We start from the raw sequence: 19,163 nt of genomic DNA on the forward strand, positions 1-19,163 counted from the left end.
TTTCGCCATCACGCAGTGAGCTCACAATCGACGATGAGGATCAGCAGGAAACGTGCTCGGGTGCTCGGCGGCCCAGTTGGTCGGCCACGGTCGCCGCCGCGCGCGGCACGATCGGCTCCAGGACGTCCAGGACGGCGGCCCAGCCGTCCAGGACCACGGCCTGCGCGGCAAGCCTGCGGGCCCTGGGCGGCGGTGACAGTTCCACGAGTGAGGCCAGCGCCCGTGCCCTCGCCGCACGGTGGACGATCGACGAGGCAAGGCTCTCGGCCCGGCTCATGCTGCCCTGCCGGGCCAATCCGTGGACGACGGCGGTCAGCGCCTCGTCCCGGTCCCAGGCGTCGGTGAAGGACCCGGCCAGCTCCTGCGCCCGGTCGAGCAGGCCGCGCCGAGCCAGCTCGTGGACCACGCCGAGCAGGGCCACCACTGCGGCCGGCCGGTCGCTGATCGCACGGGCCAGGTACTCCGCCCGGTCCACGTCGCCGTGGCGGGCCACCTCCCGGACGATCCGCGCCTGGCGCGCGGAGCGGAGGGAGGGCTCGTCGAACCGGTCCGCCAGCGCCATGGCCCGCAGATGATGCCCTCGCCCGGCCAGCAGGAGGATCACGGCCTCCAGCAGATCGTGGGAATGGCGGGCGGCGCCGGTGTCGAGCAGTCCCTCCGCCCGGTCCGCAAGGGCCAGAGCCAGATCGTGGTCGGCGCTCTCGGCGACCGCATGGACGAGGTCCGCCATGACCCGCGCGTCAACAAGAGGGCCGCTGCTCGGGTCGGGCAGGAGGTGGGTGAATCGGTCCGGATCCGGTTCGGGATCCTCGCGGGCCGGATCCGGACCGTCGGTCCGGGGCAGGTCCACGTCCGCGTCCGCGCTTTCTTCAGGCGACGTCAGGAGGGCGTCGATCCGGCGCAGGTCGCCCTGGAGGGCCTCGCAGGCGAGCACCCTCGCCAAGGGGTGAAGCCCGCCCCCGCGCCTGTCGTAGCCGATGGGCGCGGCCGGCGACTGCATGCGGTCGGCGAGTTCGGCGGCCCAGGCCGCGTCGCCGGCGACGACGGCCACCTCCACGAGCAGAGCAAGCACGTCCGGTGACGCCACCCCACCGGCCATCGAGGCCGACTCGTCCGCACGAGCAGCACATTCAAGCGCGGCCGCCATGTCGCCACGGTCCGCCTCCGCCTTCGCCAGCGTCGCCCAGGCCCTTCCCCAGTGGTGCGGATAACGGACCCTCTCCGCCAGGGCCACGGCCCTGCCACGCTCGCCGCTACGCGCCCACGCCGGCACGAGGGCGACGAGAGCCCGATCATGTGCGTCGCGCTCGGGGATCGACTCGGCCAGCGCCTGGGCTCCCCGCAGGTCGCCGGCGTGGGCCGCGGCCTCCACCAGCGCCAGGAGGGTGTCGCCCGGCCCGGTTCTGCCACCGGTCGCGTATGCCAGCTCCGCCGCCTGGGCAAGGTGGCCGGTCCGGGCCAGCGACTCCAGGAGCCATGTGGGGAATCCACGACCGGGGAACCCGCGACCGGGGTCTTCGGACACGGCCACTCGGAGCAGGGCCAGCAGACAGGGCTCGTAGCCGCCGCGCACGACGCCGCTGCCGGTGTGACGGCCAGGCGCCGGTCCGCGGCGCCGCTCCCGCATGCGCAGCAGGCCGACGTCCTCCGCCCAGGCGACAAGCCTGTCCTGCTCCTCCGGCTCATCCCGCCGGTGAAACCCCGTCTGAACCACGCGCTCCCCTCGCCCCCTCGCCGGCCGCAGCCGGCCCCCAGGCTGTCCGTCCGGGTACAGCCTTGCATCCGTGGAACTGCGGCGCCCGTCGCGGTGGACGGCGCACAACTCGGTTGTCGCCCACCGGAACTGGTCACACGAACCGAGGCGCCGACGGTTGCGCCTCGGGCAGGCGGCACCAGGCGCTCCGGTCTCAGGTCCACGACTCGGATTATGTCCGCCGGCACCGACACGCCCGCGGACACCCGAGGCGCTGAGACCGTGTCCTACGTGGTGGTCTTGGACAGGCGTTTGTGGCATGTGATGACGGCGGCGAGGTCGCAGAAGGCCAGGTGGTGGCGGTGGTCGCGTTCGTGACGTCGGGCGATCCGGGGCAGGATCTGCTGCCGGGGGAGCCATTTCCGCAGCTCAGCGTTGTCGTACGCCTTGCCTGCGTGCAGCTTGCGTGGCAGGAGGTGCAGGCCTCGCTCGGGATCGTGCTTCGCGAGGAGGGCTTCGACCAGGGGCGAGGGTGGCAGGCTACTGGTTCTGATGGGGCAGTGCCTTGCAGGACAGCGCGTCGATGTCGGCCCGCTGGGGGCGGTAGCTCTCCGGGTTGCCGGCGTCGGGCAGCGAGGTCCGGAAGTCCTGGATCCACGCGGTGCTGAACACGTAGTCCTTGAGGAAGTCGCGGATCCGGATGCAGTCCTCGTACCGTTCCTTCTTGATCCCCACGCCGTAGACGTTGGGGACCCCGATCGTCACGTCGGGGACGACCATCAGCTCGGGAAAGGCGTGCGTCAGGCCGTGGAGCAGCAGCTGGTCGGTGGAGACCGCGTCGACGCGTCTGTGCTCCAGCTCCAGCCGACAGGCCTCCGCGTCGATCTTGTCCACCACCGTGAACCCCTTGATCGGGGCCTGCTTCAGCAGTTCCTTCTCCGAGGTGGTACCGCCCCAGCTGCACACCGACCGCCCCCTGAGGTCGTCCAGGCTGTTGAGCCAGGAGTCGCCGGTGTGGACCATGAAGCCCTGATAGGTGCTCGCGTACGGGCCGGCGAAGTAGACCAGGTCCGTGCGTTCGGGGGTGATGGAGTAGGTGGCGATCACCAGGTCCTCGCCGCCCTTGACCAGCACCGCCTCGCGCTGGTCGGAGGCCACGTCGCCGAAGTGCGGGACGGAACCGGCGTTGCCCTTGCTCCGGACCAGCGCCTCCCCGACGCTCACGTCGAAGCCGGACCACCCGTGGTTGGCGGTCTCCATGCTGGTCCCGGGCTGGTTGTTCTTGGTGCCGATCCGGACCGAGTCCTGGTCGAAAATCGACGGCGTACCGCCGCAGCCGGACAGCAGCAGCGTCCCGGACAGGATGCCGGCAAGGCAGGCTCGGTTTGCGCCCCGCACCGGGACTCCTTCGGTCAGTGTGTGGCGACGGGCTCGTCGGTGAGGACCGCGTCGACGACGGCCATCTTCATCTCGCAGCCGGTGTCGCCGCTCAGGGTCACCCTGAACGGCCCGGGCGTGCCGCCGGGGAGCCGGAGGTACGCCGACTCGTTGTGGTGGAGGCTCGTCGAGGGTTCCGCCCCGGAGGTCAGGGCGACGGCGGCGGTCGCGTGCAGCTGGCAGACCGCGTCGTCGGAGCGTGTGCTCACCAGACTCAGGGTCAGCGCCAGGTACCTGCGCGACTTGGTGGTGTCGAAGGCGAGGTCGAGGCTCTGACCGGGCGTCACGGGGCCGGGGTCCGACCAGCGCGCGCCGCCGGTCAGCCGGACCTCGCCGTGGTGGGCCTGCTGGTACTGCTGGTACCAGACCGTCCCGCCGGCCAGCACGCTGACCGCCACCAGGATCTGCAGCCAGACGGGCGTCCTGACGATGAAGTTGATGACGATCGTGCCGTAGTTCCGGTCGACGAACGCCCCGATGATCCGTTGTATCAACGAACCCTCGGTCACTCGACGGCCCCGTTGAAGTTCAGGGTGACCGTCCCGTGGTTGTCGCCGAACGCGGCGCCCTGGTGGACGTGGAAGATGATCGGCGACCTGGACTCCTCGGCGTGGAAGTGGTCGAGCTCCGCCGCCACCGCCGGTTCCTCGACCAGCGCCGCCCGGATCAGCTCCCGCGCCTCCTGCTGCGCCTGCGGCGACGGAGCCGGCTGCTCGCCCTCGACGTTCCCGCGCTCGCGGCGGCGGCGCATCAGCTGCCGCAAACGGGACGCGGACGACTGGGCGGCGTCCCGGCCCACCTCGTTGGCGGCGCCGGCGGCGATCCAGGCGAACACCGGAACCAGCTCGTTCACTACCTGTGCGTCCATCAGGCCCCCCTGGCCAACACATCGAGCACTTCAGGGACTTCCTACCACAGGCCACTCGGTGGTGGAAGCGTCCTGCGACGCTGGCACCGCACGTGGTAATGGCGGGGAGCAGTTGGACCGGCGCGTCGCCTGTCGGTAGCGGCCCTGTCTCCGCCGCGGACGTCCCACCCTCAGGCGGTCCACGGGCAGTACGAGTCGCGCGGCTGCCCGGTCGCCGCCTGGGACATTGTTCCGGGCCGGCCGGGGCGTGGTCGATGGCGTCCGACCAGCGCCGGACCCGGGTGCCGGACCCGGGTACGGATGTTGCGGAGGAGGCCATGTTCCTGGTCGTCGTCCTACAAGCCGTCGCGGGTGTAGCCGAAGCTGTCGGCGTCGGGTTCACCGGTTGGCCGGTAGCGGGTGCTCACTCGGGTCTCGGGCGGCTCGGGGTCCTCGGCGCCGCCGACCTGTTCCTGCGCCGGCTTCAGCGGTTGCGAGACCTGGGGCGCCCCGAAGTCGAAGCCCTGGAAGTAGGCGAGCCTGAGCCCGGCGCTGCTGTCGAAGGCCGGCGACAGGCCCGTCCTCGCGTCACCCGGTGCGTCGACGACGCTGATCTTCCAGGATTCGCCGGTCTTCCTCCTCCGCGCAACCGCCACGGAGTCGCCCTGGAACCCGTCGCGGTACCCGACGGTCAAGGTGTCGGCGAAGGGCGGGTCGTTCAGGTCCGGCTCGATCTGCATGGAGATGTCGGACGCGGAGTGCACGATGAGCCCGGCCTGGGTGGGGATCGCCTGGAGAATCCAACTGCCGTCGACCCTGGTGCCGAACATCGCGTTGCCGCTCCGGGCGTCCCGGTAGGCGACGTACGGGACGTTGCCCGAGTCGAAGCTCAGGCTGATCCGCACATCGTCCCCAGCGGAGAGGCCGCCCGTGTTCTCGTGCGTCCAGTGACCGTTCTGCCGACGGGCCACCCGCACGGCGGGGCCGGCCTCAGTACCCACCAGGCAGCGCAGCGCAGAACACCGGCGCGCCGTGTTCCGCGAGCACCCCCGGGTGACGCCCGAGGGCACTGTGCCCGGCGGGCGGCGGGGTCCGGCGCCAATCAGGGTGACGGTGGCAGCTGCGGCCGGGAAACGGAACGGGCCGTCACCGGGTGCAGGTGACGGCCCGTTGCAGCAGGGTGGTCATGCGGCGAGGCTGGTCAGGGCCCGGCGGGCGCGCAGACTGGCGCGCTCGGCGCGGTTCTTGAGCCGGATCGCGCGTGCGAGGCGGTATTCCCTGGCCTCTCGCAGGCGCTCGTCCATCGTCGCTCGCAGCTCTTCGATCTGATAGGTCATGGTGTTCTCCCCCGTGGTGACGGACAGTCCGCCGACATCCCGGTGATGCCGACCCCGGAGGCCCCCTCTTCTTCGAATTCTACACCAGAACGCGCCAGGCGGCTTCTAATTACCCCATCCTCCCTGCAACTACCTATTAATCGAAGGCTCAGTGCCTGTTGGACCTGTAGTCAGCCCTCGTTACGCGGGCTCCGGCAGCGCCGACGCCACCCTGACGGATGAGCAGTGGCGCTGGTGGAGCCGTTGCTTGCGCCGGCGCGGGTGGGTCCGAAGGGTGGTCGGCGGGAGAAGCATCCGCGGCGGATCGTGGAAGCGGTCTTCTCCGTGGCGCGAACGGGGTGTGCTTGGCGGCAGCTGCGAAGGACTCGCTCCTCGGCCGACGGTGTACCGGTACTTCACGGTCCCCACCGCCTCCAGCGGCTTCCGTGCGGGCAAGAAGGTGAAGGGCCGCAAGAGGCTCACCGTCACCGACACCCTCCGCCTGCTCCTGGCCGTCCACGTCGTCGCGACGGCGCGAAGCGGCCGTGCCCGGGGGCGACCCGCCGGTCGGCCTGGCGCCAAACCGCTGGTCCGCCCGCGGTGACGCGCCCGGATGCCAGTACTGTGCCGCTGTGACCCGTGACATTGCCGACCGAAGCGGGCCCTGGGACGGTGCGTGGGTCCGTGCCCGTGTCGCAGCCATGGCCCGGGAAGATCCTGAGCGTCAGCGCTTCGGGGCCGCCCACCATGGATACCGGCTCCGGCCCCCTCTGGCCGCGGAAGCGATCCGGTTGTTCGAGCGGCAACACGGTGTGCGGCTCCCTGCCTCCTATCGCGGCTTCCTCAGGGAGGTCGCCGACGGAGGAGCGGGCCCGCTCTACGGGCTCGTGGGCCTGATGGAGGAAGTGGACGACGAGGAGGCTCTGCACGACCTACGAGAAGAGGATCGACGTGTGGGTTTCCTGTCCACGCCGTTCCCGCACACGAGCGAGTGGCCCGGACCGGGAAGGGAAGGCAACGCCGACTACCCGGTCGAAGGGAGTCTGGTCATTGCGGAGGTGGGCTGCGGCATGTTCCACCGCCTGGTCATCACGGGGAGTAACGCCGGCCAGGTCTGGCTCGACGACCCCGACTGGGGTGGCCTGACCCCGGGGCCGGACTTCCGCGACTGGTACTCGGCATGGCTGGCTACGACCTGACGCTGCTGCCCGAGCCCGTCGGGAGGTGCCAGGCGGCAGACCTCAAACGCGCTCTCGGGGACGGACAGGCCTTGCTCGCCTCGATCCCCCGCCCTGCGCGCCTCTTCCTCCCGCCTGCCGCGCCGCCGGGTCCGGACGGTGCGGCCGGCCCCGAGGGCGCGCGGCTTCCGGCCGTGATCGAGGGGCTCCTCACCCCTGGCGTGAGGCGAAGGCGGCCGTCGAAAAAGTGCTTCGTCTGTCGTGTCGATCCGCGGCTGCGCCGTTCGACCTTGGTGTAGAGAGGGTCGGGAAGCGACCCCCGAGCAAGGAGAACGATGATGGCGAAGTACATGTTGATCATGCGAGGCACCGACGAGTCCGTCGCGAAGATGATGGAGACGCCCTTCGAGGAGATGCTCGAGACGGTGGGCCGGTTCAACGAGGAGCTGATCCGGGCGGGCGTGCTCGTCGCCGCCGAGGGCCTGGACGACGCGTCCCAGGGCGTGGTGGTGGACTTCAGCGGGGAGACCCCGGTGGTCACCGACGGCCCCTACGGCGAGACGAAGGAGCTGTTCGGCGGCTTCTACCTGATCGATGTCGCCTCGAAGGAGGAAGCCGTCGAGTGGGCCAAGCGCCTGCCGGCCGTCGCCGGCTCGAAGTGCGAGGTCCGTCGCGTGCCGGGCATCGAGGAGTTCCCCCAGGACAACGAGTGGATCGTCAAGGAGCGGGCGTGGCGCGAGCAGACCGGCCAGATCTGACGTCCGGGGCCGCCGGCGGCCCGCCGAGCGCCGAGGCGGCGCGGCGGGCCGCCGAGGCCGTCTGGCGGATCGAGTCCGCACGGATCGTCGGTGCGCTGACCCGCTACACCGGAGACTTCGCGCTCGCCGAGGACGTCGCGCAGGAGGCCCTGGCGGAGGCGCTGGTCACCTGGTCGCGCGACGGCGCGCCGGCCAGCCCGGTGGGCTGGCTGCTGGCGACCGCACGGCGCCGGGCCATCGACGGCTTCCGTCGCAAGTCGGCGCTCGACGAGCGGTACGCCATGCTCGCCGGCCAGCTGACCGAGGGCGAGTTCAGCTCCGGCGCGGCGGACGCACCCGGCCGGCCCGACGACCTGCCGTGGGACCCCGACCGGGTCGACGACGACGTCCTCGCGCTCATGTTCACCGCCTGCCATCCGGTACTCGCGCCCGAGGCCCGGGTGGCACTCACCCTGCGCGTGGTGGGCGGCCTGTCCAGCGAGGAGATCGCCCGGGCGTTCCTCGTACCCGTACCCACCGTCCAGGCCCGGATCACCCGGGCGAAGAAGACGCTCGCCGCAGCGCACGTGCCCTTCGAGCTGCCGCCGGCCGAGGAGCGGCCAGGGCGGCTCGGCGGGGTCCTGAGCGTCCTGTACGTCATCTTCACCGAGGGCTCGACCGCGACGACCGGCGACCACCTGCTGCGCCCCGATCTCGCGTACGAGGCCGTTCGGTTGGCCCGGATGCTGGCCGCCCTGCTGCCCGCCGAGCCGGAGGTGTTCGGGCTGCTCGCCCTGTTCGAACTCACCGCCGCGCGCTTTGCGGCACGTACCGGGCCCGACGGGGAGGCGGTGCTCCTGGAGGACCAGGACCGGCGACTGTGGGACCGGTCGGCGATCCGCCGTGGCCTGGCCGCGATCGGCCGGGCCACGGCCCTCGGGCGCGGCCTCGGCCCGTACGGTCTGCAGGCCGCGATCGCCGCCTGCCACGCGACCGCGCCCTCGGTGCAGGAGACCGACTGGGAGCGTGTCGTGCTCCTCTACGAGGCGCTCGGCCGGGTGGCCCCCTCCCCCGTCGTCGAGCTCAACCGGGCCGTGGCCGTCGCCATGGCGGGCGGACCGCAGCAGGCACTGTCCATGGTCGACGAACTGGCCGCCTCCGGCCGCCTGTCGGGCTCGCACCTGCTCCCGAGCGTGCGCGGCGAACTGCTGATCCGGCTCGGCCGGACCGCCCAGGCCCGCGCCGAGCTGGAACTCGCCGCCCGGCTGTGCCGCAACACCCGCGAACGGTCCGTGCTCCTGCGGAAGGCGGCCGCGCTGGAGTGACACCCACCCACCCGGTCATACCTTCTCGTCCGCACCTCTGCCGGTCGATCGACAACCCGGTGGAGGCTGGTCCCGAACCCGCCACCGGCCCGCTGCCGCCGGGGGTGACCGGGACGGAGTCCCGGACCGACCTGCCGTCCGACGCGCCGGCAATGCCCTGGGCGACCCAGGCGTCCACGCCCTGGTCCGGTGCCGCCACGCCGGGTCAGGGCGCCAGCACGACCCTGCCGAACACCTCCCCCGCGTCCATCCGTCGGTGGGCAAGCGCAGCCTGGTCCAGGGGCAGCACCTCGTGGACGACCGTGCGCAGGTCCCCCCGCGCGGCGTCGGCGAACTGGGAGGACCGCACGGCCTGCCGGTCGGGGGCGGGCACGGTGTCGGAGCTGAAGGTGGCGAACGAGAGCGACTTGCGGAAGGCGTCCATGAGGCGCATGCCGAAGTCCGCCGGCGGCCGGCCGCCCACCACGCCGACGGCCACGAACCGTCCGTTGGGGTTCAGCTTGTCCAGGAGAAGGGGCAGTTGGGGGCCGGCCACGACATCGATCACCACGTCGAAGCCCGCCGGTGCGTGCGGGCCGCCCTCGCCGGTGCGGTCCAGGACATGGGTGGCGCCCAGGTCCCGCAGGCGGGCGCCGCGCTCCGCCGACGAGGTGGTGACCGCCACCGCGCTCGCGCCGCCCCTGGCTGCGAGCTGGACCGCCGTGATCCCGATGCTGCCCGCCGCACCGCGTACGAGCACCGTCTCACCGGGCGTGAAGCGGGCATGTTGCAGGGCGAAGTGGGCGACCACGCCGGAGCCGCCGAGGGTCACCGCGTCGGCGCCGCTCAGATCGTCGGGCAGCGCGAGGACGTCCTCGACCGCGGCGACGGCCTGCTCCGCATACCCGCCGGACAGGCCGGTGAACGCCCACACCCGCCGCCCGATCCACGAGGGGTCCACGCCCTCGCCCACCGCTGCGACCCTGCCCGCGACCTCGCTGCCGAGGAGGTGGCCCTCCCGGAAGCCATGAGCGGCGAGCGCTCCCCGGCGGATCACGGCGTCCACACCGCCCACCCCGATCGCCTCCGTGGCGATCCGCAGCTGCCCCGGGGCAGGAGAGGGCGCGGGCACATCGACGACCTCCAGGCCCTCGGGGTCGCCGAAGCTCCTGATCACGACGGCTTTCATCTCTGCTCCTCAGGTCGGTCGGCCGGGCGCCAACGCCGCCACCGGACCGTAACGGACGCCCCCGTCCGTTTGGGTAAAGTGAGAAACGATGACCGACCGATTGCCTCGGACCGTACGTTCCGACGCCCGCGACAACCGGGCCCGCATCCTGGAAGCCGCCCGCGCGGTGTTCGGCGAGCGGGGCCTGGGCGCACCCATGCGCGAGGTCGCCCGGCACGGGGGCATCGGCCCCGCCACGCTGTACCGGCACTTCCCCACCAAGCAGGCACTGGTCGTGGAGACCTTCGCCGAGCAGCGACGGGCCTGCCAGGGCGCCGTCCGCGACGCTCTCGCGGATCCGGACCCGTGGCACGGATTCCGGAGCCTGATCGAGCGGATCTGCGAACTCCACGCGCGCAGCCGGGGATTCGCCGACGCCTTCATGACGGCCTTCCCCGAGGCCATGGACTCCGCCGCCGACCGGGAGCAGACGCTGCGCGCGGTCGGCGACCTGGCCCGCCGTGCGCAGAAGAGCGGCCAACTGCGCCCCGACTTCGCCATCGACGACCTGGTCCTCATGCTCATGGCCCACCGGGGCCTGCAGGACGTGCCGCGCGCGGCCCGGATCGCGTCCTCCCGCCGCTTCGCCGCCTACGTGATCGAGGCGTTCAGCGCCGCACCGCCGGCGGCAGCGCCCACGCCGCTGCCGCCGGCACCGCACCTGCGGCTCAGCCGGTCGCCCGGCACGCCGTAGCGCCGCGGCCGCCGGTTCGATGTCCCCGCAGCTTGCCGATCGCCCGCAGGGACCCGCCGTTCACGTCCCTCGGCCGGGCCCAAGGCGCCCGCCACCGGGCCGAGCCCGGACGGCGCGGCCTCGGACCGGCCGTCACAAACACCCCGGTGAGCATCCCCACCGGCCGCTCCGCACACCGCCCCCGCCCCCGCCCCCGCCCGGCCGGCATGCTCAACCGCTTCGGCGTCGCGCTCAACGCCCGGGCGCCTGGCGCCCTGGCGCCCTGGCGCCCGCCAGGAGTCATGCGCAAGTGTGGGACCGCTACGCCCACGACACCCGGGGGGATCATGTGACCGACGTGACTCCTCCCCCGGCTTAAGCCGGGGGCTTCTCGTTAAGCCGGTTGGGCTTCGCGACGGACCAGCCCGGCCCGTAGAACGTTGATGGCTCCCACTGTGTCGGCGTGCGCGATGTGGCCGCACCCGGCGCAGTGGAACTTTGCCTGTGTGGTCCGGTTGTCCGCGCTGGTGTGCCCGCACTGCGGGCATCGGCGGGACGTGTTGCGGGGGTCCACGGCGATCACTTCGCGCCCGGCGCTTTCAGCCTTGGCATGCAAGATCGTGAGGAACACCCCCCATCCGGCGTCGGAGATCGAGCGGTTGAGTCCGGTCTTGGCCGCCGCCCCGTTGGGCAGGAACGCGCCCGCCTTGTCAGGGTCGGGCTTGGGCGCGACCGTCTTGACCATGTTGCGGATCGTCAGGTTCTCGTGCGCGATGAAGTCGTGCTCACGGACCAGTGCCAACGCGGTCTTGTGTGCGTGGTCAAGCCGTTGGCGGCGTACCTTGCCGTGCAGCTTGGCGACCTTCTCCACGGTGCGGCGGTGGTTGGCCGACCGCTTGTCCCGGCGCACGCGGGGGAACTTCGCGAGGGCTTGCTGTGCGGCTTCGAGCCGGGCGGCGTTGCTGCGGCCGTGGCGCGGGTTGGGAACGAACCCGCCGCCCGAGTCGGCGAGGAAATTCGCTATGCCCAGGTCGATCCCGACGGCGCTGCCGGTCGCGGGCAGCGGCTCGGGCTGCTCCTGTTCGGCGGTCAGCACGACGAACCACTTACGGCCCTCACGCTTCACCGAGACGGTCTTGACCCTGCCGACCACTGCCTGGTGCTGGTGCACCTTGACGTGTCCGACACCTTGGAGACGGACGCGGGTCACCGGGTCGTGGGTGGTGGAGTCCCAACGGCAGCCGTCTCCGTCCTTGGGGAACTCGACCGTGTCAAACCAGTTCACACCCCGGAACCGGGGATGGCCGGGCGTGTCCCCGGACCTGACCCGACGGAAGAACGCAGCGAACGCCTTGTCCAGACGCCGAAGCGTCGCCTGCTGCGAGGAGAACGACCAGCGGCCCTGACGCTCCGGGTCGAACGCCCGGATCTCCTTGAGCTGCGCCGACTGCATCCCGTACTTGACCGAGCTCTTGGAGACATGCCGGTAGGCGTCGCGACGTTCCTGCAACGCCCCGTTGTACAAAGAGCAGTGGTCACGCAGCATCTCGCCGAGTGCCTGCGCCTGGCCCACGGTGGGGCGCATGAGGAACTTGTACGCACGAATCATCCGCCCCACCCACTTGCCGGCCAGTTTCGAAGATCTTACTACGCTTGGGGTATGTCACCACGCTGGGAACCAAACACCTATATCCGCAAAAGATCGGCGGGACCATCCTCCACATGACCGCCGATGAAGGTTATGGGAATGTGCCATTGGGCCCGTCGAAGAACGACCCTACTGGCGCCTGGTATGAACACTATGTCGTTGAAAAGGACGGTGCAGTGTATGACGCTTTCACTGGATCGGGCGGCATGCCGATGCAACAGTTCAGGGCTCAGTGGGACTTCAGTCCCAAGAATATGAACGCTCAGTATCTAAGTTTCACAGCTGTTCCCTGAGGAGAGTGGGATGGAACTGGAAGAGGTTTGCTTCAATCTCCGCTATCGTCGACTGACATTTCTACCCGACGAGCGGTTCCTGTCGGCGGTGGCATTCGTTGATGGATTCAACGCAGCGCTCGACGGCGTGCCGTTGCGGGGGTTTCGAGAGTGGGTAGCGCAACGGGTACTTGGTGAGGAGTCCAATCTTCGGTGGTTCTACACAGTGGCGGCGGCCGGGATGCCGGAGATCGCTGCACAGAACTGGAATCTTGCCGAGATTCCGGACGGGAAGCACAGTGAGCTGATCGATGAGCTGATCAACCTCTTGGAGGAGTTCATTCGCACACGACAAGAAGGCTCTTGATTAACTCCTAGATCAGGATCAAGAACGCCGGACTGTGGATTTCCCGTTCTCGCTGCTGGCCGATTTCATGGAGGTGCGAGACAATTCGCTTGAATTGGCCAAAATGTATGCGGCCTACAGCTCGCTGTATGAATCCTAAAATGATTCGGCAGTGAAATGATGGAAGCCCCGCCGGATGAATTCCGGCGGGGCTTCTGGGCGTCTTGACGGCAGTAGTTGACGGCAACGTCAGCGGACGAGTGCTGCACAAAGCGGCGGATCGTCGCCGTCGTCGGGCTCAGCACGGGCGTCTGCGGGACGCTGGAGGACGTTGCTGAGGGCGTCGATGGCTTGGCGCTGGAGGTGGAGTCGGACGTGGGCGTACACCGTGGCCGTGACGCCGATGTGGGCGTGGCCGAGGAGTTCCTTGATCACAACGAGTCTCGACGCCCTGCTCCAGGAACAGAGTGGCCGCCGAGTGCCGGAGATCATGGAACCGGATGCGTCGGAGCGTGGCCCGGCGGAGCAGGGTGTTGAAGTGCCGGCTGAGGGTCGCTCCCTCGATCGGGGCACCATCGGGGCGCGTGAAGACGTAGCCGCTGTCCTTTGGGTGGCCAGGAGGTCGGCGAGGTGGGCGAGTTCGGGCAGGAGGCCGGTTCCGGTGTACTGCCAGTGCGAGATCACCAGGGTCGTGTCCGCGCCGCCACGCCGCCCGTCCTTCGCGCGGTGACCTGCGCGGTGACCGGGCCCGGGGTCGGCGTGACCGGCGATCAGGTCATCGCGGTCACCGGTCCGGTCAGTGACCGACCGGCCCCCACCGATCGGCAGCCCGGCATACCGGTCGACCATTGCCGGGTCGGTCGGCGTGGGGGCAGCGGTTTCGGGCTGGCGGGTGCGCCAAGCGGTGCGTTCGGCGCGAAGGTGGGTGAGAGTGGTGGAGTAGCGGCGGGTGCGGGTGGAGAAGTGCCCTCGAAAGCCGAGCATGTGGGCCCACTGACACAGGCGTAGGTGGGCGTGCTCGGACCGGGCACCAAGGTGCCAGGCGGCGTGGATCATGCGGCGGGCGTGGTCGGTGAGGTCGTGCTGGGCGAGTTCGGCGAGGAAGCGGAGTCGTCGGTCGAGGGTGCCGGTGGTGGTTTCGGCTCCCTTGGTGGCGTATTTGGCGATGTACGCGGCGACGTGGCGGTCGGTGACGGGGGCGTCGCCGATGAAGTCGGTGCTGCGGATGGCGCGGACGTCGATCTGCCGCCCGAACCGGAACGCCATTGGCCCCGCCGACTGTGCCGGGTCTGCCTCCCCGGCCCGGGAGTGGTGTTGGTGGTGGACGCGGGTGCGGTTGGCGGCGGCGCGGACGGCGTGGTCGAGGAGTTCGGTGGTGGCCCAGGCAGGCGGAGCGCTGGCGAGACCGGCGGGTCCGTCGATGCGGATGACGGTGTGGAAGTGGATCTGGCCGCGCTTCTGGTACTCGGCAACCTTGGCGTAGGAGAGCGTGGCGTGGTGGCGCAGGGTGCGCTGGGTCATTCCGACGGCCTTGGCGATCTCGCGGCGCAGGTGGGTGGTGAAGCGGGCCCACAGGGCTGGGGCGTGGGCGTTCCACAGCACCGCGCCGGTGTAGTCGTACCGCTGCGGGTTCAGCGGGGTGCCGAGGAGCGGGTCGCCGTCGTCGTGCCGGGTGCCGCAGGTGCAGGGGGTGGTGCCGGGTTGGTTGTGGACGGGGCCGAAGCCGGGGGCGGTGAGGGTGGCGAAGACGCGGGGGTGGGTGGCGACGGTGGTGGGGACGGTCTTGCCGCCGCGTAGTCCGGCGGCGATGAGCTGGTAGGTGTCGTAGCGGTAGAGGGTGGAGCAGGCGGGGCAGCGGGTGGTGCGGCGGTTGCCGCAGCGCACCAGGAGTTCGCCGGCGGGCAGATGGCGGGTGTCGAGGTGGTCGAGGATCTGCCCGGTGGCGGCATCGAGGAGGGTGCGGTGTCCGGTCATGCGGATCGGGCGTGCGCAGCCGCCCAGTGAGCCGACTTGCCGGGCCAGGGGTGCGAGGTAGCCGGCGGCGGCGAGCTTGGCGAGCCTGGCGGTCAGCCGCGCCCGGCGTTCCAGCGCCGAGTTCCTGTTCGCGGATGTGTCGGCGTTAGTGGTGAGAGTCGGTGCGGCGAACGCCGTGCTGGCGGGAGTGGAGGTGGTTGAGGGGGTGGGGAGTTGGAGCTGCGCGGGCATGGGGACAGACCTCCGGCAGGAGTCGGGAGAATGAGGAGAGGCGATCGAGGGGCGACCCGGGTGGTCGGCGCACGTGGGCACGGTGCGCGTGACGGCGGGCGCGGATGGTGGGCCGGGGACGTCTGGCCTGGTCAGCGGTGGTGTTCACCAGCGGTGCGTGAAGGTAGCATCGCTTCAAGCGCGCATTCAAGTACATCCCTCCTCATCTATTTCGGTGGCCGGTGGGGACGCGAGTACTGCGGCCCCGGTCTTCCGTTTTGGACGGGCCGGATTTCGGTGGTAGTGGCGCAGAGAAGGCGGGGTGACCTGCGGTGACGGTGGGGCGGCGGGGGCGCAGACCGGTGGGTGGCACGGTGTTGCTGACGTTCGAGGTCATCGCCGAGGCCCTGCGGGGGCGGATCCGCTCCGGCGGGCTGAAGCCGGGGGACGCGCTGCCGACGCAGGCCGTGTTGATGGCGGAGTACGGGGCCTCCAGCCTGTCCGTGCAGAAGGCCATGGCCCTGCTGAAGCAGGACGGCTACGCGATCTCCCGCCCAGCAAGGGCGCCTTCGTCGCCCACCCCGATGCCGAGGGTGACTCAGATGACGGGGAGGCGGGGAACATGCCCGTCGGGGGGACGGCGGCGCGCGTAGAGGCACTGGAGCTGGCACTGGCCGAGGCGCTTGATCAGCTCACCGCCCTGCGTGCCCGCGTCGAAGCCCTGGAAGCGGGCGGCACCGAGCGAGCTTGCTGATCCGTCGGCCGCTGGACGGCAGGGGCTGAAGCTGTGCGTCCAGATTTTCTCTACGAGGTTCAAGGCGGGCCCCGCCCGTTGGAGCTGGCCGACGTCGCCGACCGACCCAGGGCTGACCGGCCCCGAGGTCTTCACGGGTGTCGGCGATCAGTGGTCCACCAGGTCGTGAGCGGAGGGCGACTGGTGCCCGGTGGGAGCAAGTTGTGGGGTAAGCGCTGCCTACCCGAGCACCGCCCAGGGCCGGAGCAAGTTATGGGGTAAGGACTCCTTCCGCCTTGCGGAAGGAGTTCCTTGCCCGCGACCGGCCTACGGCCGGATCGCAGGCACAGGGTCGGCCAGGGGTCCGACCCTCCGTTTCCACCGCCGGGCCCGCCGTAGGCGGTGTCCGACGCCGCCCCGGCTCCCCGCCGACTCGCCGACCGCTCTTGTGCCGAGCGACCAGACCGTGCGCAAGCCCACCGAGTGCCGAGACGCCCGCAAGCAGCAGTCCAAACTCCCCGCGCGATCGGGACGATCAGGACGCCAGCAGCTCGGACGTAGGCGAGCGTGAGCGGGGAGAGGCGCTTGGAGCAGCACTTCCCGATGGCGCAGCACTGGGGCTGGTCGCGGGTGGTCGAGGCCGCGTGCGCAGCACTGACAGATGGTGCGGAGCTGGTCGAGCCAGGTGCGGACGTCCTTGGCGGTGAGTTTGGCATTCGGTGGCACGGAGGGCGTCGCCGAGGATGTCGATGGCTTGGCGCTGGAGGCGGAGCCGGACGTGGGCGTAGACGGTGGCGGTGCCGCGAATGTGGGCGTGTCCTAGTAGTTCCTTGATGACGACGAATTCGATGCCCTGCTCGAAGAGCAGCGTCGCGGCGGTGTGTCGGAGGTCGTGGAACCGGATGCGGCGGAGCCTGGCCGCCCGGCACAGCGCGGTGAATGCCGGGTCAGGGTCGACGGTTCGATGGGTGAGACATCGGGTGTGGTGAAGACGAAGCGGCTCTCCGCCCAGCCCCGCGCCAGTGGCCTCGCGCTCTTGGTCCTGCTATTCGCGGTGGCGCTAGAGGGAGTGCACGCATTCGGTTGGCAGGGCGATGCGGCGCTCGAAGCTGACGGTCTTGGTGGGGAGGTGGTCAGGCCGCCGGTGGGGGTGCATTGGAGGGTGCGGCGGACACTGGTGGTGCCGTTGTTCAGGTCGAGGTCTTCCCAGCGCAGGCCGAGGAGTTGCTGATCCAGCGGGCTGCGCCGGAGCACCGTGGCGCCTCGGACGGGTGCCGTCCGGGTGATCGGCAGTTCCGAGAATTGACCCATGATTGTGCGTCAGCAATGAACCATGGCATGGGTCTTTTCACGGCATAGAGTTGTGGACACAAGGCCGGGAGGGAACGCCGGAACGGCCGATGACCAGGGGAGACCACCATGAGCAGCGCCGCGCTGAAGCCCGTTCTGACCCGTGCCGCCGAGGCCGAGACGACCAGTGACCCGAGCAGCACGATGACCCTGCTGGCCGACTGTGGTACCGACGGCAGCCCGATCACCAGCTACCGCTCGTCCTTCGCCAAGGGCGCGGTCGGGGCCCCGGCCCACTTCCACACCCGGGCATCCGAGCTGTTCTTCGTCATCGGGGGCTCGCTCCAGGTGCTGGTGGACGACGAGGTGAAGACGCTGAACGAGGGTGATTTCCTGCTCGTCCCGCCGCACACCCCGCACGCCTTCGCGGCGGCCCCGGGCTCCGAGGCCGATGTGCTGTTCACCTTCACCCCGGGCATGCCGCGCTTCGACTACCTGCGCCTGCTCGGCCGGGTGATGCGCGGCGAGGCCAGCCCGCAGGAGATCAAGGACTCCTCCGAGCAGTACGACAACCACTACGTCGACAGCCCGCTCTGGCGTGCCACCCTGGAAGCCGCGGCCAAGTAGGCCGGCCCCACGCCCGCGGACGGCCGGGCAGGACGGCAGAGCAGGAAGGCCGGGGGGCCGGCGGACCCGACCGCCCAGGGCGTGGCTGCCGCTGCGGCCCGGCCCTCGCGGGAGGGGCCGGGCCGGGCGGGGGCCTCACATCTCGCGCAGGCCCCAGGGCGCGCCGTAGGCGTTGAGGAGGTCGAGGAAGGGGCGGGGGGCCAGTGCCTCGGGGCCCTGGACGCCGGTGGCGCTCCAGGTGCCGGTGGCGATCAGTTCGAGGGCGATGACCGGGTTGACGGCGGTCTGCCAGACGACGGCCTGGGAGCCGTACTCGGCCATCGTCGTCTCGTTGTCGGCGACGTGGTAGAGGTAGACCTCGCGCGGGGCGCCGTCCTTGGTGCCCTTGACCCAGGTGCCGGCGCAGGTCCTGCCGCGCATCCGGTCGCCGAGGGCGGCCGGGTCGGGCAGGCAGGCGGCGACCACGTCGCGGGGCGCGACCAGGGCGTCGCCGACCTTGACCGGCTCGGTGCGGTCGAGGCCGAGCTTGTGCAGGGTGCGCAGGACGTCGATGAACTCCTGGCCGAGGCCGTACTTGAAGGTGACGCGCTCGGCGTCGATCCAGCGCGGCATCAGGAGCACCTCCTCGTGCTCGACGTTGACGCACTCGACCGGGCCGATGCCCTCGGGGAAGTCGAAGACCTCGGGCTCGCTGAACGGCGCGGTGGTGAACCAGCCCCGCTCCCGCTCGTAGACGACGGGCGGGTTGAGGCACTCCTCGATGGTGGTCCAGATGGAGAACGAGGGGGCGAAGTCGTAGCCGTCGACGGTGAGGTCGGCGCCGTCGCGGACGCCGATCTCCTCGATCTCGTCGAACAGCTCGTCGGCGGCGTAGCGGGCGAACACGTCGGAGAGCCCGGGCTCCACGCCGATGCCGACCAGGGCGAGCCGGCCCGCGCGCTCCCACTCGGGGGCCAGCGCGAACTGCTCGTCGCCGAGCTTGACGCCGGTCAGCTCGTGCGGGCGCTCGGGGTGCGGGCGGGAGAGCGACATCGCCATGTCGAGGTAGTTCACGCCGGCCGCGAGGGCGGCGCGGAAGAGCGGCATGACGAACCGCGGGTCGGTGGCGTTGAGGAGGACGTCGCAGCGGTGCCGGGCGAGGAGGTCCTCGACCGCCGGCTGGTCGGAGGCGTCGACGCGGGCCGCGGTGAAGCGGGCGTCGTCCGCCGAGGCGGCCACCGCGCCGGCGCGCTCCCCGTCGTAGTCGGCGACGACGAAGTGCTCGAAGAAGTCGCGGCGGGCGGCGATGCGGGTGACGGCGCCGCCGACGCCGCCGGCTCCCACCAGGAGGATGCGCATCCGGGGGTCTCACTTTCGCGGTCGGTCCTCGGCGCGGAGGACGTGGTGCCGGGGAGGGAGCGCCCGCCCGGCGGAACTCGCCGCCCACGCCCGGCGGTACTCCTCCGTCAGCTTGGACGACCTCGACCGCTTCCGCACCACCAGGCGCCGGCCCCGGCACCGGCACCCGTACCGGGCCGGAGGCGGGACCGGCGGGACCACACACGTCCATGGTCCAGCACTCCGTGGCGACGCCGTACGGGACCGGGCGGCCGGCGGCGCCCGGCCAGGGGTAGCCCTCAGGGTGGAGGGCGGGTTGGTCCCACGGGTTGA

Annotated in this window: 17 protein-coding genes and 4 pseudogenes; 9 read left to right on the forward strand and 12 right to left on the reverse strand. The window is 70.8% G+C overall.

Annotation, left to right across the window (positions count from 1 at the left end; all coding sequences use genetic code 11):
• Window positions 1-40: 40 nt before the first annotated feature.
• The 6 genes and pseudogenes from J2S46_RS40090 to J2S46_RS40115 all read right to left on the reverse strand — a co-directional run.
• Window positions 41-1,714: a hypothetical protein gene (locus J2S46_RS40090; RefSeq protein WP_191293321.1), complete on the reverse strand. Its 1,674-nt coding sequence runs from the start codon at window positions 1,712-1,714 to the stop codon at window positions 41-43.
• A gap of 519 nt (window positions 1,715-2,233) precedes the next feature.
• Window positions 2,234-3,091: a transporter substrate-binding domain-containing protein gene (locus J2S46_RS40095; protein ID WP_191293320.1), complete on the reverse strand. Its 858-nt coding sequence runs from the start codon at window positions 3,089-3,091 to the stop codon at window positions 2,234-2,236.
• 14 nt (window positions 3,092-3,105) lie between these two features.
• Window positions 3,106-3,624, reverse strand: coding sequence for a hypothetical protein (locus tag J2S46_RS40100; RefSeq protein WP_307353103.1), 519 nt, complete (start codon window positions 3,622-3,624; stop codon window positions 3,106-3,108).
• 11 nt (window positions 3,625-3,635) lie between these two features.
• Window positions 3,636-3,998 (reverse strand): hypothetical protein, encoded by a 363-nt coding sequence (locus tag J2S46_RS40105; protein ID WP_191293318.1) that lies wholly within the window; start codon window positions 3,996-3,998, stop codon window positions 3,636-3,638.
• Window positions 3,999-4,333: 335 nt separating this feature from the next.
• On the reverse strand, window positions 4,334-4,978 hold the full coding sequence (locus J2S46_RS40110) for a hypothetical protein (protein ID WP_191293317.1): 645 nt from the start codon (window positions 4,976-4,978) through the stop codon (window positions 4,334-4,336).
• Window positions 4,979-5,161: 183 nt separating this feature from the next.
• Window positions 5,162-5,290 (reverse strand): annotated as a pseudogene (locus J2S46_RS40115) (putative WhiB-interacting protein); the annotation flags it as partial.
• Between the two features lie 258 nt (window positions 5,291-5,548).
• Between J2S46_RS40115 and J2S46_RS40985 the strand changes: the two are divergent.
• The 4 genes from J2S46_RS40985 (at window position 5,549) to J2S46_RS40135 (ending at window position 8,533) form a co-directional block, all read left to right on the forward strand.
• A complete protein-coding gene (locus tag J2S46_RS40985) occupies window positions 5,549-5,929 on the forward strand; it encodes a transposase (RefSeq protein ID WP_370882349.1) in 381 nt (126 codons plus the stop codon).
• The gene (locus J2S46_RS40125; protein WP_191293315.1) at window positions 5,926-6,492 is read left to right on the forward strand and encodes an SMI1/KNR4 family protein; all 567 of its coding nucleotides are present in this window, start codon (window positions 5,926-5,928) and stop codon (window positions 6,490-6,492) included. Before J2S46_RS40985 ends, J2S46_RS40125 begins: the two co-directional genes overlap by 4 nt.
• 317 nt (window positions 6,493-6,809) lie before the next feature.
• A complete protein-coding gene (locus tag J2S46_RS40130; RefSeq protein ID WP_191293314.1) occupies window positions 6,810-7,229 on the forward strand; it encodes a YciI family protein in 420 nt (139 codons plus the stop codon).
• Window positions 7,202-8,533 (forward strand): RNA polymerase sigma factor, encoded by a 1,332-nt coding sequence (locus J2S46_RS40135; protein WP_191293313.1) that lies wholly within the window; start codon window positions 7,202-7,204, stop codon window positions 8,531-8,533. Before J2S46_RS40130 ends, J2S46_RS40135 begins: the two co-directional genes overlap by 28 nt.
• A 205-nt stretch (window positions 8,534-8,738) precedes the next feature.
• On the opposite strand, the gene J2S46_RS40140 is transcribed toward J2S46_RS40135, so the two are convergent.
• Window positions 8,739-9,701, reverse strand: coding sequence for a zinc-dependent alcohol dehydrogenase family protein (locus J2S46_RS40140; RefSeq protein ID WP_191293312.1), 963 nt, complete (start codon window positions 9,699-9,701; stop codon window positions 8,739-8,741).
• A gap of 88 nt (window positions 9,702-9,789) precedes the next feature.
• On the opposite strand from J2S46_RS40140, the gene J2S46_RS40145 reads away from it, so the two are divergent.
• Window positions 9,790-10,434: a TetR/AcrR family transcriptional regulator gene (locus J2S46_RS40145; protein ID WP_191293311.1), complete on the forward strand. Its 645-nt coding sequence runs from the start codon at window positions 9,790-9,792 to the stop codon at window positions 10,432-10,434.
• A gap of 373 nt (window positions 10,435-10,807) precedes the next feature.
• Here J2S46_RS40145 and J2S46_RS40150 read toward each other — a convergent pair whose 3' ends face one another.
• On the reverse strand, window positions 10,808-12,022 hold the full coding sequence (locus J2S46_RS40150; RefSeq protein WP_191293310.1) for an RNA-guided endonuclease InsQ/TnpB family protein: 1,215 nt from the start codon (window positions 12,020-12,022) through the stop codon (window positions 10,808-10,810).
• 113 nt (window positions 12,023-12,135) lie between these two features.
• Between J2S46_RS40150 and J2S46_RS40155 the strand changes: the two genes are divergently transcribed.
• Together J2S46_RS40155 and J2S46_RS40160 are read left to right on the forward strand one after the other, a co-directional pair.
• Entirely contained in the window at window positions 12,136-12,354 is a 219-nt protein-coding gene (locus J2S46_RS40155; RefSeq protein WP_191293309.1) for a hypothetical protein, read from the forward strand.
• Window positions 12,355-12,364: 10 nt separating this feature from the next.
• Window positions 12,365-12,700 (forward strand): hypothetical protein, encoded by a 336-nt coding sequence (locus tag J2S46_RS40160; protein ID WP_191293308.1) that lies wholly within the window; start codon window positions 12,365-12,367, stop codon window positions 12,698-12,700.
• A 228-nt stretch (window positions 12,701-12,928) separates the two neighbouring features.
• On the opposite strand, the pseudogene J2S46_RS40165 reads toward J2S46_RS40160, so the two are convergent.
• Window positions 12,929-13,286, reverse strand: a pseudogene (locus J2S46_RS40165) (tyrosine-type recombinase/integrase); the annotation flags it as partial.
• 80 nt (window positions 13,287-13,366) lie between these two features.
• A pseudogene (locus J2S46_RS40170) lies at window positions 13,367-14,884 on the reverse strand (replication initiator); the annotation flags it as partial.
• A 353-nt stretch (window positions 14,885-15,237) separates the two neighbouring features.
• Here J2S46_RS40170 and J2S46_RS40175 point away from each other — a divergent pair.
• Window positions 15,238-15,516, forward strand: a complete 279-nt coding sequence (locus J2S46_RS40175; RefSeq protein WP_229913436.1) for a GntR family transcriptional regulator — start codon at window positions 15,238-15,240, stop codon at window positions 15,514-15,516.
• An 807-nt stretch (window positions 15,517-16,323) separates the two neighbouring features.
• On the opposite strand, the pseudogene J2S46_RS41070 reads toward J2S46_RS40175, so the two are convergent.
• Window positions 16,324-16,823, reverse strand: a pseudogene (locus J2S46_RS41070) (site-specific integrase); the annotation flags it as partial.
• A gap of 192 nt (window positions 16,824-17,015) precedes the next feature.
• Here J2S46_RS41070 and J2S46_RS40190 point away from each other — a divergent pair.
• On the forward strand, window positions 17,016-17,513 hold the full coding sequence (locus J2S46_RS40190; RefSeq protein ID WP_191294701.1) for a cupin domain-containing protein: 498 nt from the start codon (window positions 17,016-17,018) through the stop codon (window positions 17,511-17,513).
• A gap of 135 nt (window positions 17,514-17,648) precedes the next feature.
• Here the strand turns inward: J2S46_RS40190 and J2S46_RS40195 are convergent, their stop codons facing one another.
• Window positions 17,649-18,851, reverse strand: coding sequence for a saccharopine dehydrogenase family protein (locus tag J2S46_RS40195; protein ID WP_191294700.1), 1,203 nt, complete (start codon window positions 18,849-18,851; stop codon window positions 17,649-17,651).
• Between the last annotated feature and the right edge of the window lie 312 nt (window positions 18,852-19,163).

This window comes from Kitasatospora herbaricolor, assembly GCF_030813695.1.
Taxonomy (GTDB): domain Bacteria; phylum Actinomycetota; class Actinomycetes; order Streptomycetales; family Streptomycetaceae; genus Kitasatospora; species Kitasatospora herbaricolor.

Bases quoted from the DNA above. Each gene is read 5' to 3' on its own strand.
- J2S46_RS40105 (WP_191293318.1), bottom strand. From the start codon at position 3,998: ATGGACGCACAGGTAGTGAACGAGCTGGTTCCGGTGTTCGCCTGGATC.
- J2S46_RS40130 (WP_191293314.1), top strand. From the start codon at position 6,810: ATGGCGAAGTACATGTTGATCATGCGAGGCACCGACGAGTCCGTCGCG.
- J2S46_RS40140 (WP_191293312.1), bottom strand. From the start codon at position 9,701: ATGAAAGCCGTCGTGATCAGGAGCTTCGGCGACCCCGAGGGCCTGGAG.
- J2S46_RS40145 (WP_191293311.1), top strand. From the start codon at position 9,790: ATGACCGACCGATTGCCTCGGACCGTACGTTCCGACGCCCGCGACAAC.
- J2S46_RS40150 (WP_191293310.1), bottom strand. From the start codon at position 12,022: ATGATTCGTGCGTACAAGTTCCTCATGCGCCCCACCGTGGGCCAGGCG.
- J2S46_RS40155 (WP_191293309.1), top strand. From the start codon at position 12,136: ATGACCGCCGATGAAGGTTATGGGAATGTGCCATTGGGCCCGTCGAAG.
- J2S46_RS40160 (WP_191293308.1), top strand. From the start codon at position 12,365: ATGGAACTGGAAGAGGTTTGCTTCAATCTCCGCTATCGTCGACTGACA.
- J2S46_RS40190 (WP_191294701.1), top strand. From the start codon at position 17,016: ATGAGCAGCGCCGCGCTGAAGCCCGTTCTGACCCGTGCCGCCGAGGCC.
- J2S46_RS40195 (WP_191294700.1), bottom strand. From the start codon at position 18,851: ATGCGCATCCTCCTGGTGGGAGCCGGCGGCGTCGGCGGCGCCGTCACC.